This window comes from Limosilactobacillus vaginalis DSM 5837 = ATCC 49540 (assembly GCF_000159435.1).
GTDB classification, from domain to species: domain Bacteria; phylum Bacillota; class Bacilli; order Lactobacillales; family Lactobacillaceae; genus Limosilactobacillus; species Limosilactobacillus vaginalis.
On the sequence record NZ_GG693413.1, the window covers coordinates 258,259 to 270,229 of the forward strand.

The window sequence follows — 11,971 nt, forward strand, 5'->3', positions numbered from 1 at the left end:
GGGAGTGATTTAATTCTAATTGGAGATGATAAAATGCAAATTCGGAAAGCAACACAAAAAGACTTAGACACTATTCTAGAAATACTTCGTGATGGACGCAATCAATTGGCTGAACGTGGTGTTGATCAATGGCAGGGCGACTATCCAAACGCTCAGCACATTCAGGAAGATATTGATAATGGCTACTCATATCTCGTCAAATCTGATGATGGGATGACTGTCGGGGCAGTTGCAATCGTCAATTCACCAGATCATGTTTATGATCATATTAATGGTGAATGGCTAATTAATACGACGAACTATGTTACTATTCATCGGGTAGCAATTCACTCAAGTCATGCAGGAAAAGGATACGCATCAAAGCTATTCATTAGCGTGATTGACTACTTAGAAAAACATCGTCCTGATGTGGAATCAATTCGCCTTAGTACGAACGAAAATAATTTGGTAATGCAACACATTGCCGAAAAGAACGGCTTCCAAAAGGTAGGAACGATGCCAGGAGCATACCGTCCTGAAGAACTTTCTTACGTTTATGAGTTGTTAACAAAGACTCACGCGTTAGCTGGCTAATATTCAGATTAAAAATCAAAGGAGACTAGTAAGAGAATAAAAAAATTCTCACTAGTCTCCTTCATTTTATTTATTAATTTGTTGAGCGTAATTTCGAGCGTTATATAGTTCGTAAACAATAATGGTTTCAATTAGAGTAATAATGCAGATTAAGAGAAATGTATATACCTCAGGAAGAACGAAGAGGAGGATTAACAGGATCCATGAAAACCAACTCCACTGGGTTTCAATCTTAATTACTCGTTGAACCCGTTTGGTTGGGGTAATCCTTCCTGAACGTTGAAAAATATCACGAATTTGGGCAAACCATTTAACTTCAAAGAAACTCTCAATCATAAAAATAATGATCAACGTCATTAGGTAAATATGTGCCATGTTTTTAAACTCCTTTAAGCATGATGCAAGGTTAAGTTTAGCTGTTTCATAGTTAATAAGCAAACATCATACTACTTTGCGAGTCTTGCATTAACCCACCGCGAGACAGCAATCGATAATGCAACTCCTAGGGCAAGGGGGATAAAGGCTGTAAAGTTCAAATGACAGACTTCAAATAACATGAACATCGCCATGAGAGGTGCTTGTTGAGAAGCAGTTAGAAAATAGGCCGCTCCAAGTACAGCACACTGGGTAATTGTTACTCCTGGCATAATTTGGACATAGAGCATCCCCAAGAAAACACCGATAACAGCACCAAGTGAAATTGAAGGTGTCAGGATCCCACCATAAGCCCCGCTCTTGATGCTAAGGAGGGTTACCACTGCTTTAGCAATGAAACCGAAAAGAAGGGCTAAAATAACGTTTTTATTGATAGTAGTGGTGCTCATCGCCAATTGAGCTAACCCACGACCATTTCCCATTATTTGCGGGTAGAAAGCAGCCACAATCCCGGTGATGATCCCCATTAACGGTAGCTGGTAGAGGACGTTTTTGGTAACCGCCCGGTGAGCACTTGCCTTTTTAACTCCCAGCTTGAAGTAAGCACCTATAATTCCAAGAAGTGGTGCCAGGATGATTACGATTGGAAGGATCCGTAGTGAAGGAAAATTTTTGGAGCCAACCAAGTAATAGGGCTTATATCCCTTAACAATTGATCCAATTAAAGTTGCGATTACGGACATTGTTAAACTAACAGCGACTACTCGAGCGTTAACTTTCTTGTAAAGTAACTCAATAGCAAAAACCGCACCTGTGATTGGCGCAATATATACCCCCGAGAAACCAGCACCGGCAGCACACGCAATTAGCATTTTTTGGTCTTCTGGGTCAAGCTTTAAGTAACGGTTATTAGCAAAGTGTCGTTCCCATTTCTGAGCAATTGCGGCACCGGCTTCCCGTGGTGCTAATTCACGACCAATGGAATTTCCCGTTCCCACGTAAAAGATCTGTGTAACAACATGAATTAGTGTTTTGACTAACGGCATTGTTTTACCAGTAATTGCTTTACTGATACCGACTGGGCGGTAATTCTTTTGAAGATAGTACCAGACGATTGCAGCAATCGCAGAACCAACAAAAACGGAGATAAATCGGTGCCCTGGACCAACAAAAATATCAACCGGGATCCGATTGCTCTCTTCAAAGTTAAGAAAGTATTTTTCTGATAAATCAAGAAGAATACTTAATAGTAAAGAACTAGTCCCCACGATCACCCCAAGTACAATCGTAGCAATGACTAAAGGAACATTTTTTGAAATCGACTTCATTCTTCTCTCTCCCATGAATATTTATACCTCGTTAGTTTATAACACCAGAAAGCAGAAATAAAGTCTCTCAAGAGAATCAAGTAATTTAGGTGTATGATAAAAGAAAAAGGTAGATCTAGGTGAGCTGAAATGGACAAACAACCGACTAAAAAGGATGCAATTATGTTAATTATTGTTGCCCTCGCTGTGGTAACCATCCAGGGAATTTGTGCGCAGTTAGGTAAGTAGGTGGCGAGATGACGCATTTAGTTAGTAGGAAGCAGTCACTAACTGATTGGCAGCGGGTCCAGTTAGCTCAGCTTGAATATCATGACTGGCACTTGGGAGAAGATGTTTTGTTGCCAGATGGCCAGTTAATTGGTGAAGTGATCAAGGTGATTTGGACGGCCGATGGATTTCGGGCGACAGTAATTCGTTCAGCCGCTTATCCTCAAATAATAGTTCTCTTTCGTGGATCATCTGGCGTTCGGAAAGGTGATCCGACAACGTGGACTAACGAGTGGCTTCGGGTTAACCTCCCAATTGGTAACGCAATTATTAACCAGGTTCCTGATGTTCCTCAGGAGTTATGGACGGCAAGCAAAGAATTTAATCATTTATTAGCTAGTTACCCGCAAATGACCTTCTTCCTTTATGGACACTCGTTAGGCTCAATCAATGCACAATTTGCTTTAGCTAACTGTCATTACCCTGAGCGGATTAGTGCAGCGTATCTTTATGAAGGGCCTAATCTTTACTGGTTACTAGATGCCAAGCAACGGCAAACAACAACCCTTCTTCGCTGTCAAATATTTAACTATATTGATCCGCTTGATGTGGTTGCATTAGGGTATATCGATATGGAACATACGATTGGATTACTCCGGGTGATTGATTCGATGATGACTAGCCCAATTAACCAGCATATGTGGGGTGGCTATCAATTTGATAAACAGCAAAATTTACTACTAGAGAATGATTTTTGGCAAAACAGGCGAGCACAAATTTGTCAACGACTGATTACTGCAGTTCAAAAATTAAACCAAAATAATGATGAATGGGAGCGTTAAAAGATGAATTTACCATTTATGGATGATGCCACGATTAATTTTTTCAGTGGTAAATTAACTTTAGCTGAGGTTGATGCCTTATTTCGGACAATGCCATATGAATTAGATTATATTAATGCGGACGATGAGTATGTTTGGTATTCGCCAAATAGCTGGCGTGATGATCAGCGTCTTCATCAGCGCCTTAGTCATAATGTTCTTGGTTGTCATCCCCAACGAGTTATCCCAATGGTTAAGCAGGTCTTAAAAATGTTGAAGACAGAGGAAAAGGATATGGTTGAGTCACCTCAGATAATGGATGGCCAACGAACTTTAATTCGCTATTATGCGATCCGTAAGCCTAATGGTCATTATTTAGGAGCATTACAAGTGACAGAAAATGTTGAACATATCTGTCAGCTTTGTGAGCAACATGTCTTCGAGCACGGGGTCGTAGAAGGACAAGTCGTTGATGGTGTTTCATCAGCGTCAATTAATGAAAATAAATAAAGCATTAATATAGAAGGGTGTAATAAAGGCAGAATGAAATTTCTGCTTCTATTACACCCTTTTTGAGCTACGAGTTATTATTTGATTTTAATTTCTAATAGGGTGGGGTTTGCTTTTCCAGTAAGACTAGCAGGATCGCTTTGATAATTACTTGCAATTCGGCTAATGATCCCGTTAACTGGCGATTTGAACGTTTCGACTGCTTTACCGCCTTCGATGTCAACCAGCTGTGAGTCAGTAGTAACTTTTTCGCCAATTCGCGGCGTATCTAAAAAGGTAATGGTAGCAAGCTCCTTGATTATCTCTGTACTTAAGCCAACTTTAACAATGGTACCAGTTTGTTGCCACCATAAGCCATTATCTTCATGGTGAATAGGTGATGATTTGCTAAACAAGGACTTTATCCAGGCAAAAAATTGTTGTAACATTTTAACTCACTTCCTACTCAGAATTAAGTCTGCTAGTTCCTCGGGTGAAATTTGACCAAGGTTAGCTTCAAGGTTGGATTGTTTTAGCGATGAAATTAAGGACGAAGAATCTAACTTAGTTCCGTTTAAATTATGTTCAATAATAGCCGGGTCTCCGGTCGTAAAGAAATCGCCATAAATTTTAATGGAAGTAATAACACCATTGCTTTCATTAAAATTAAAAGAAACTGTCCCAATTGGGAAATGTTTAGAAACATAGTTATCAAATCCAGGATTATGACCGTAATTCCATAAGTCAGTTCGGTATTGCTTATCTAGTCGAGAGTCAATAATTGACCAATCGTGATCAGTAAGGTGGTAGGTTTCTACCTGATCCATCGAATCGACCCCAAACATGTGACAAAGCAAGTATTCCTTAAAGTCTTCGGTTGTCCAATGCTGGTACTTCTCAGGCAGGTAGGGCTTGATGTTAGTAACTCGAGCATTCACTGATTTAACGCCCTTAGAAGCTAATTTATCTTGTTCTGGGGTAAGTACTTCATTAGCATTCTGCATATTAAGGTCAAACATTACGGTCCCACCAGCAGCATACGAATTGTCGCCCTTAACGATCGCCATTCCTGAAAATTTTTTGCCATCAATTGTCATATCATTCCGACCACTGACTTCAGCTGAACTAATACCGAGATCATGCAAAGCGTCAACAATCGGATCGCCAATTGCGTGAAAGTCACCGAATTTACTAGTATCGCCAACAACAATATTTTCGAATACTAAATTGCCAAAATCATGGTAAACGGCACCGCCACCACTTGACCGACGAACTAATTCGATTTGGTGCTCTTTGAGATAGGGTAAGTCAATTTCGGCATAAGCGTTTTGGTTAACGCCAATAATGACGGATGGCTGGTTAATATAACAAATTAAGCCATGACCCTTTAGCCTCAGATCATTAATTAGATAGTTGTCTAATGATTGGTTTACCAGAGCATCATGAACTGGTTTGCCGTTTCTGCTGGTATCGATGAAAAACATTGCAAACACCTTCTTTTAAATGGTTACGCTTTCATTATAGGCGCTACTAGTCTTAATTAATAGTCGTTAATTTTACGATAAAATACTAATTACTTTACCAATGTCTTAATTTTTTCGATGGTTTCCGTAATGTTTTTACTATTCAAAACGAGGGAGATCATTGATAAACCAGCTACACCAGTTTTTAAAACTTCTGGAATGTTCTCTAAAGAAAGGCCGCCAATTGCAACTAGGGGATGGGTACTCAATTTATTTAGTTCTTTAAGTTTAGTGAGGCCCAAGACAGGATCCGCATCGACCTTTGACGTGGTTTCAAAGACCGGACCACAACCGAGGTAGTCAATGGCAGATAATTGATTTGCTTTTTCAACTTCAGCAGCCGTGTTGCATGAATAGCCAATAATTAACTTGTCGGCTGCTTCTTTAATTACCTGCTCAATCTTTTCATCATCCTGACCAACATGAACACCATCAGCACCGACACGCAATGCCATTTGAACATCATCATCAATCAAAACAGGGATTGAGTAGCGGTTTCCCATTTCGACTAGGCGCCTTGCCATAACTAGTTGTGCATCAGCAGTCATGGTTGAACTGTCTTTTTCTCGATATTGAAATGCGGTAATTCCACCTTGCATTGCTTCTTCTACTTTAGCGAGGAATTCGTAGGAATCGTGGTGGGTATCTTGAGTTCCGCCGACAAGGTATATTTGTAACATTTTTGGATTAAAGTTCATTATTATCGCTCCTTATTTTTGCCCAATGGTTTAGCGGGCCATGACCGTGACCAACATTAATGCCTTGCTTAATCGTAGCTTCAACATAGGCCTTTCCAATTTTGAGGGCGTCTTCCATTGATTTGCCCTTAGCGAGTTCAGCAGTGATACAAGAAGAAATAGTATCACCAGTACCATGAGTATTCCGAGTTTGCTTCCGCTTGGCAGTCATCCAAAATGAGTGACCATCAGCTAATAATACAAAGTCGTTTGCTTCATCATCACTTGAAAAATGACCACCCTTAACCAGAACGTTCTTGGCTCCCATCGATTGAAGACGTTGTCCGGCAGCTTCCATTTCAGCTTCTTTTGTGATCTGCATTTGAGCTAATTCTTCAGCTTCTGGAAGGTTAGGTGTGATCAAATCAGCAAGTGGTAATAGTTGTTCACGAACCACACTAATTGCATCATCACTTAAAAGTTTAGCACCACCTTTAGCAATCATCACGGGATCTACCGTTAATGGACCAAAATCATATCGCTTGAGGTTGTTGACAACGGTTTTAACGCGGAGAGGATCAGCTAACATTCCCGTTTTGCAAGCCCGGATCTTAAAATCAGCAGCTAGGGAGGAAAACTGTTCATCAATTAATTTTGGTGGCATTGCTAGGGCATCCTGAACGCCAAGGGTATTTTGAGCTGTTACCGCAACAACAACCATTGTGGCAAAGACACCACGCATTTGTATTGTTTTAAAATCAGCAGAGATTCCGGCACCACCGCCAGAATCAGTACCAGCAATCGTTAGAGCTTGAGGAAAATCATTCGTCATTATTATTAACTCCTTTATTTATTACAATACTGAAAGAACTTCGCTGGAATTAATTGTTGCTAGTTCATCCCGGAATTTGGTTTGCCATTGACCAAAGCCGGTTGACTCTCTAGCCGCCTTGACTCCCGTGGCAGTAAAAACTTTAGTTGCTGTGCAGGCAGCTGCATAATAATCCTTGCTGACACCGAGATAAGCAGCAATAACACTAGAAAGAACATCACCGCTTCCCACATTAGTTACGAAATAACTAGTAGAAAGCAGATTAACAAAAGTATTATTGCCATCCGTTACAATATCTGATTTACCAGTAAGGGCGACAATACAATGATATTGATGAGCAACTACTTTAGCGATCTCGTGAAGATCAGCTTGTCCGCTTCCACCGTCAATTCCTCGTGAATGCCAGTTAACATTCGCTAAAGCAGCAATTTCACCAGCGTTTCCTCGAATAACAGTAAAGTGGTGATCTTGTAATAATTGTTTTGCAAAAGCTAACCGGTAATGACTAGCACCGATCGCAACCGGATCAAGCACCATTGGCTTTTGATCTTGGTTATTTTTGAGGATCGTTGTAATCTCGTTAGCCTGTTCTTCGTGAATGGTTCCTAGATTAATCGTAATTGCATCAGCTAATTTCACCATTTCTGCTGCTTCTTGTGGTGCTAGGGACATAATGGGTGAAGCACCAATCGTACTCAGTCCATCAGCTACCTTGTCTGGCGTTACCATGTTAGGGATTGTTAGAACAACCGGGTTTTGCTGACGAACTCGCTCTAGTAATTCTAGTTGTAACTTGGTCAAAATCTCACTTCCTAGAAAAAATGAGCTGCTAGTTTTTATAGTTAACTAACAGCTCTAGTTTTTAAATATTGAGTTAGCATTTTCCTTCGCAAGTACTAGCTTAACAGGTTCTCAAGGGTCCATATATCTTAATACATCTCAGTCTGGCAAACAGACACCCCTAATGCTGTTTATTAACATACTATTATAATAACATAGAAAGCGGTTTTAAGCATTAAGATAGTCAATCAAGCTTGGCAATAGTTGCCGGGCTTCTTGTTGACCGGTTTCGTATAATTTACGGATCTTTTTAACGTTACTTTCAACTCGACCAACCTTGATGGGATGTTGAGGTGCAATATTAAAGATTTGGCCTGTCCTTCTGAGGTGTTCAATTTGTGCTACTTGTTGGTTATAAACCTCTGGACGAAGGATCCCTGCTTCAGCAAACTGGGGATAATCCTTAAAATAACGGCGATATAACTGACAAACTGGTCGACTTGATGGCTTCTTTCGGTAACTAATATCACGCGTCCGGACAACGATAATTTTATCATAGCCTTGTTCTTGAGCAACATCAAAGGGAATTGAATCCGCAATTCCACCATCCAGGCAAAGCCCATCAGGAGTGGGTGCTGGATCCATCATAAACGGCATTGAACAAGAAGCGATCAAAACTTGTTTTAACTTTTCCCCCGTTAAGTCTGTAAAGAGTGCTTTTTTACCGTCTTGGAGTTTAGTTGCGACGGCAGTGAAGTGTGAAGCAGATCTTATATAGGCTCGTTCATCGAAGTTTTGCCATGAAAGTCCATGATCTTCAAACAAGTAGTTCATGTTGATTACTTGACGTTTGAAGAGCCGGGTCATGGAAATGTAATCTCGGTCATGACGGTGATCAATATTAATATTAGCTGCTCGACCGTACTGTTTAGCCACAAAATTAACACCGTTCAGCGAACCCGCGGAAACTCCAATGACACTGCTAAACTCAATGTGGTTAGCGAGGAACGTGTCACAGACACCAGCGGTATACTGTCCCCGAAAAGCGCCACCTTCAAGAACTAGTGCTGCGTTATATAGCATTGATTTCACTCCTTAGGATAATGATAATTTATTGTAAGTCGTTTATTTTATAAATTCAATCTTTCAAAATTTTTCTGTTAGATCAGCAAATTCTTGAAGAAACTTTTCCATTACGGGAGTAACGACCGTGTTTTTTCGCCATGCAAGAACGTGACCAGTCTCTTTGTGCGGTGAGAAGGGGATAAACGTTAATTCAGGATCGTGGAATGAGTTAACAATTCCTTCAATTCCCAACATATAATAGTTACCGGCTTTTAGCAGTTCGTAGGCGTTGCTTGGCAGGTTATTTGTTGCCATGATATTCAGCTTTGTTTGGTCTAATTTTAATACATCACTGATTTCATCACGGACAATATTCCGGGTAGGGGCGATTAGTGGTATTTTGTAGAGATCACTCTTAGTAATTGCTTGCTTTTTTGCTAATGGGTCAGCGCTTTTAACGATTAATCCCCATTGTTCATGAACCGGTAACTCAATAAAGTTATACTTAGCTGCTTCAACCGGCTCGATTAACACAGCAAAGTCCTCTAAACCCGAATCCAACCGTTGACGGAGCAGGTCGCCATTGCCATCGTAAAGGTTAAAGCTAACGTTCGGGTACTTTTTCTGAAAGCTGCTAACGATCTGCATTACAAATTTGGAGACCCTTGAGACAACACAGCCAATGTTAAGAACACCAGTTAATTCTTCCGCGGTATTTTGAAGTTCCTGCTTTGTTTGGTCAAGTAACGAAAGAATCGTGCTGGCACGCTGTTGAAAAAGAACTCCTTCACTAGTTAGAGCCATTCGTCGCTGCTTTCGGTCAAATAAAGTGACCCCGAGTTCTTTTTCAAGATCAATCATTTGTCGCGACAGGGTTGGCTGGGTAATGTGAAGTTGTTGTGCTGCATGGGTAATATTATTAGTTTGTGCTACAGTTAAGAAGTATTTAATTACTCTTGTATCCATAATGGGGATTCCTCGATTCAGATAGTGAATAGATAGTACTATTTTAAGCTAAAATTTGAATAACGTAAATTGATTAGTTTTCCGGAAAGGAAGATAAACATGGTACGAAATGTCTTAATTCTTTACTATTCACAGTTTGGCAATACTGCTAAGCTGGCTAGTGCGATTCACCGGCAAACAGGAGCCGATATTCTTCGCCTTCAAGTTTCCCAAGGATATTTTCCTGACGATATGGAAGAAACAGATAGAATCTTTAAATCTGATAACCAGAATGGTCGGCTTCCGCAGATTATCACTGAGTTACCAGAACTGCACTACTACGATACGATTCTAGTTGGCGGACCAGTTTGGGATGGTAAGGTGTCCTCACCGATTGTTGGCCTTTTGAGAATGATAAGGGATTATCAGGGGAAGGTGGTTCCATTTAGTACCGGTTGGAGTGATACGGGCAATTATCAAGCTAATTTTGTTGCTCATGCTGGTAAGTTAAAGATTGCTGATGGCTATCACGTTTTAACTCATACAACCCCTAAATACAGTCCAAGTTCGTTAGCGTCATGGCTTCGAAAATTATAATTCGATTTTTGAATGATTAGTCACCTATAATAAGTATTATACATAGCGATACTTTTCTTATAAGCTAAGAGTAACCAAGAAATTGAATTTTGACTTATTAAGGAGGACGTTTTTATGACGAAGAATGAAGAAACTGTAAAAAATGATATGTTTGGCTTTGGTGACAAAAATGTTGCTTTCGCGAAATACTTTATTGGAACAAGCTATCTCAATGGCTTGGTTTCTCCTGATGATAATATCGATATCAATGTCTCCAACGTTAACTTTGAACCCGGCTGCCGGAACGACTGGCACATCCACCATGATGGTTTCCAGATTCTCCTGGTAACTGCCGGGGAAGGCTGGTACCAAGAAGAAGGTAAGTCCGCTCGGAAGTTGCATCCCGGTGACGTGGTTGCAATTCACGAAGGCGTTAAGCACTGGCATGGCGCCACTAAGGACTCCTGGTTCTCCCACATTACGATTACCAAGGGCACTAGTGAGTGGTTGGAAAAGGTCGATGACAGCTACTATGAGCAACTGGCTGACTAGGGAATATTAATATAAATTTAAGTTTGAAATTATAATTCGCAATAAAAACATGGGCTAACAGAACTAGAGATTGTTTTTCTCATTTTTGCTAGCCCATATTTTATTAAATATTAGTTAATACTATTCTACCGACTCAGAGGCGATAATTAGCATCTTACCATCCAATTGCCATTCATCAATAGTTGCCGGCATTAGAAGATGAACACCTTTCTTTAATGGGTATGTCTTACCATCAGCGGTTAGAGTCCCTTCACCATCAATAACTGACATTAAGGTGTATGACCCATGTTCATGCTTTCTTGTTAATTTACCATTTACATCCCACTTATAAACACTAAAGAATGGTGAATCAGGTTGGGTAATTAAAGTCGTTACTTCAGAATTGCCAATTTTTTCAGAGGTAATATGTAGTTCAGGTTCTTTGAATGGAACAGTAGTAACATCAATTGATTGCTTCAAGTGTAGATCACGTTTCTTGCCAGTCTTTTTGTCAACTCGATCATAATCATAAATGCGATAAGTAGTGTCCGAACTTTGTTGAGTTTCAAGGACAACGATTCCCTTATTAAGGGCGTGGAGAGTGCCTGATGGAACGTAAACAAAGTCACCAGTCTTAACAGGCTTTTTATCGAAGAGCTTTTGCCATTCATGGTTGTTAATCATTTCTTTAAGTTCTTCACGAGTCTTAGCAGTATGACCATAAGTCAGGTAGGCTCCTTCATCTGCATGGATAACGTACCAGCATTCGGTCTTGCCTAGTTCATGCTCGTGTTCTTCGGCATACGCATTATCTGGGTGGACTTGAACTGATAGGCTAGCTTCAGCATCGAGAATCTTAGTTAACAGCGGAAAAACTTTTGACTTTGGATTACCAAATACTTCTGGATGGTTGGCGTAAACATCTGGAAGCAGTTGTCCCTTGAATTCACCATTTTCAATTACATTAGGGCCGTGGGGATGTCCAGAAATTGCCCAGCATTCGCCAATTGTCCCGTCTGGAATATCGTAATTAAAATCTTCAGCTAACCGACGACCACCCCAAATCTTTTCGTGAAAGACTGGTTTTAAAAATAATGGTTCTGTCATAACTATCACTATCCTTTTTATATTTAGCGTAAAGCTCTTCAAAATAGCCAACACTTTCTATTATGCCTAATAAAGCGCTTTCTAAAGATGATTTTAGCAGTTTTAATATGAGAAAACCATCTAAATTACAGGATTTAATTAA

General features: G+C 40.1%; 16 protein-coding genes and 1 riboswitch. Of the genes, 5 read left to right on the plus strand and 11 right to left on the minus strand.

Going from position 1 to position 11,971, the window contains the following annotated elements; all coding sequences use genetic code 11:
- Positions 1-33: 33 nt before the first annotated feature.
- Complete coding sequence (locus tag HMPREF0549_RS04410; RefSeq protein WP_040531282.1) at positions 34-573, plus strand: GNAT family N-acetyltransferase; 540 nt, start codon at positions 34-36, stop codon at positions 571-573.
- A 66-nt stretch (positions 574-639) separates the two neighbouring features.
- Here the strand turns inward: HMPREF0549_RS04410 and HMPREF0549_RS04415 are convergent, their stop codons facing one another.
- Together HMPREF0549_RS04415 and HMPREF0549_RS04420 are read right to left on the minus strand one after the other, a co-directional pair.
- Positions 640-948, minus strand: a complete 309-nt coding sequence (locus tag HMPREF0549_RS04415) for a hypothetical protein (RefSeq protein ID WP_040531172.1) — start codon at positions 946-948, stop codon at positions 640-642.
- A 71-nt stretch (positions 949-1,019) separates the two neighbouring features.
- Positions 1,020-2,276, minus strand: coding sequence for a chloride channel protein (locus HMPREF0549_RS04420; RefSeq protein WP_040531175.1), 1,257 nt, complete (start codon positions 2,274-2,276; stop codon positions 1,020-1,022).
- A 236-nt stretch (positions 2,277-2,512) separates the two neighbouring features.
- Here HMPREF0549_RS04420 and HMPREF0549_RS04425 point away from each other — a divergent pair, with 236 nt between their 5' ends.
- Positions 2,513-3,325 carry an alpha/beta hydrolase family protein gene (locus HMPREF0549_RS04425; protein WP_003717055.1) on the plus strand — a complete coding sequence of 271 codons (813 nt, stop codon included), beginning with the start codon at positions 2,513-2,515 and terminating at the stop codon, positions 3,323-3,325.
- Between the two features lie 3 nt (positions 3,326-3,328).
- Entirely contained in the window at positions 3,329-3,814 is a 486-nt protein-coding gene (locus tag HMPREF0549_RS04430; protein WP_003717056.1) for a PAS domain-containing protein, read from the plus strand.
- Between the two features lie 77 nt (positions 3,815-3,891).
- Here HMPREF0549_RS04430 and HMPREF0549_RS04435 read toward each other — a convergent pair whose 3' ends face one another.
- The 7 genes from HMPREF0549_RS04435 to HMPREF0549_RS04465 form a co-directional block, all read right to left on the minus strand.
- On the minus strand, positions 3,892-4,242 hold the full coding sequence (locus tag HMPREF0549_RS04435; RefSeq protein ID WP_003717057.1) for a biotin/lipoyl attachment domain-containing protein: 351 nt from the start codon (positions 4,240-4,242) through the stop codon (positions 3,892-3,894).
- 6 nt (positions 4,243-4,248) lie between these two features.
- On the minus strand, positions 4,249-5,277 hold the full coding sequence (lplA, locus tag HMPREF0549_RS04440) for a lipoate--protein ligase (RefSeq protein ID WP_003717058.1): 1,029 nt from the start codon (positions 5,275-5,277) through the stop codon (positions 4,249-4,251).
- Between the two features lie 89 nt (positions 5,278-5,366).
- Complete coding sequence (thiE, locus tag HMPREF0549_RS04445) at positions 5,367-6,014, minus strand: thiamine phosphate synthase (RefSeq protein ID WP_003717059.1); 648 nt, start codon at positions 6,012-6,014, stop codon at positions 5,367-5,369.
- A complete protein-coding gene (gene thiD, locus HMPREF0549_RS04450) occupies positions 6,004-6,825 on the minus strand; it encodes a bifunctional hydroxymethylpyrimidine kinase/phosphomethylpyrimidine kinase (protein WP_003717060.1) in 822 nt (273 codons plus the stop codon). The genes thiE and thiD overlap by 11 nt, the downstream gene beginning before the upstream one ends.
- A 21-nt stretch (positions 6,826-6,846) precedes the next feature.
- The gene (thiM, locus tag HMPREF0549_RS04455) at positions 6,847-7,626 is read right to left on the minus strand and encodes a hydroxyethylthiazole kinase (protein WP_003717061.1); all 780 of its coding nucleotides are present in this window, start codon (positions 7,624-7,626) and stop codon (positions 6,847-6,849) included.
- A 64-nt stretch (positions 7,627-7,690) separates the two neighbouring features.
- Positions 7,691-7,798: riboswitch (TPP riboswitch) on the minus strand.
- Between the two features lie 35 nt (positions 7,799-7,833).
- Entirely contained in the window at positions 7,834-8,688 is an 855-nt protein-coding gene (locus HMPREF0549_RS04460) for a patatin-like phospholipase family protein (RefSeq protein WP_003717062.1), read from the minus strand.
- Positions 8,689-8,751: 63 nt separating this feature from the next.
- Positions 8,752-9,636: a LysR family transcriptional regulator gene (locus HMPREF0549_RS04465; RefSeq protein ID WP_003717063.1), complete on the minus strand. Its 885-nt coding sequence runs from the start codon at positions 9,634-9,636 to the stop codon at positions 8,752-8,754.
- Between the two features lie 99 nt (positions 9,637-9,735).
- Here HMPREF0549_RS04465 and HMPREF0549_RS04470 point away from each other — a divergent pair, with 99 nt between their 5' ends.
- Together HMPREF0549_RS04470 and HMPREF0549_RS04475 are read left to right on the plus strand one after the other, a co-directional pair.
- A complete protein-coding gene (locus HMPREF0549_RS04470) occupies positions 9,736-10,212 on the plus strand; it encodes a flavodoxin family protein (RefSeq protein ID WP_003717064.1) in 477 nt (158 codons plus the stop codon).
- A 114-nt stretch (positions 10,213-10,326) separates the two neighbouring features.
- On the plus strand, positions 10,327-10,743 hold the full coding sequence (locus HMPREF0549_RS04475; protein ID WP_003717065.1) for a cupin domain-containing protein: 417 nt from the start codon (positions 10,327-10,329) through the stop codon (positions 10,741-10,743).
- Positions 10,744-10,863: 120 nt separating this feature from the next.
- On the opposite strand, the gene manA is transcribed toward HMPREF0549_RS04475, so the two are convergent.
- Both manA and HMPREF0549_RS09995 read right to left on the minus strand, forming a co-directional pair.
- Positions 10,864-11,829 carry a mannose-6-phosphate isomerase, class I gene (gene manA, locus HMPREF0549_RS04480; RefSeq protein WP_040531179.1) on the minus strand — a complete coding sequence of 322 codons (966 nt, stop codon included), beginning with the start codon at positions 11,827-11,829 and terminating at the stop codon, positions 10,864-10,866.
- Positions 11,762-11,971: hypothetical protein (locus tag HMPREF0549_RS09995; RefSeq protein ID WP_204365210.1), on the minus strand; the 210-nt coding region annotated here is incomplete at its 5' end. The genes manA and HMPREF0549_RS09995, both read right to left, overlap by 68 nt.

Excerpts from the sequence above, each read along its gene's own strand:
- HMPREF0549_RS04475 (WP_003717065.1), top strand. The coding sequence starts at position 10,327 with ATGACGAAGAATGAAGAAACTGTAAAAAATGATATGTTTGGCTTTGGT.
- lplA (WP_003717058.1), bottom strand. The coding sequence starts at position 5,277 with ATGTTTTTCATCGATACCAGCAGAAACGGCAAACCAGTTCATGATGCT.
- HMPREF0549_RS04420 (WP_040531175.1), bottom strand. The coding sequence starts at position 2,276 with ATGAAGTCGATTTCAAAAAATGTTCCTTTAGTCATTGCTACGATTGTA.
- HMPREF0549_RS04435 (WP_003717057.1), bottom strand. The coding sequence starts at position 4,242 with ATGTTACAACAATTTTTTGCCTGGATAAAGTCCTTGTTTAGCAAATCA.
- HMPREF0549_RS04470 (WP_003717064.1), top strand. The coding sequence starts at position 9,736 with ATGGTACGAAATGTCTTAATTCTTTACTATTCACAGTTTGGCAATACT.
- HMPREF0549_RS04415 (WP_040531172.1), bottom strand. The coding sequence starts at position 948 with ATGGCACATATTTACCTAATGACGTTGATCATTATTTTTATGATTGAG.
- HMPREF0549_RS04425 (WP_003717055.1), top strand. The coding sequence starts at position 2,513 with ATGACGCATTTAGTTAGTAGGAAGCAGTCACTAACTGATTGGCAGCGG.
- thiD (WP_003717060.1), bottom strand. The coding sequence starts at position 6,825 with ATGACGAATGATTTTCCTCAAGCTCTAACGATTGCTGGTACTGATTCT.
- HMPREF0549_RS04410 (WP_040531282.1), top strand. The coding sequence starts at position 34 with ATGCAAATTCGGAAAGCAACACAAAAAGACTTAGACACTATTCTAGAA.
- thiE (WP_003717059.1), bottom strand. The coding sequence starts at position 6,014 with ATGAACTTTAATCCAAAAATGTTACAAATATACCTTGTCGGCGGAACT.
- HMPREF0549_RS04465 (WP_003717063.1), bottom strand. The coding sequence starts at position 9,636 with ATGGATACAAGAGTAATTAAATACTTCTTAACTGTAGCACAAACTAAT.
- manA (WP_040531179.1), bottom strand. The coding sequence starts at position 11,829 with ATGACAGAACCATTATTTTTAAAACCAGTCTTTCACGAAAAGATTTGG.
- HMPREF0549_RS04430 (WP_003717056.1), top strand. The coding sequence starts at position 3,329 with ATGAATTTACCATTTATGGATGATGCCACGATTAATTTTTTCAGTGGT.
- HMPREF0549_RS04460 (WP_003717062.1), bottom strand. The coding sequence starts at position 8,688 with ATGCTATATAACGCAGCACTAGTTCTTGAAGGTGGCGCTTTTCGGGGA.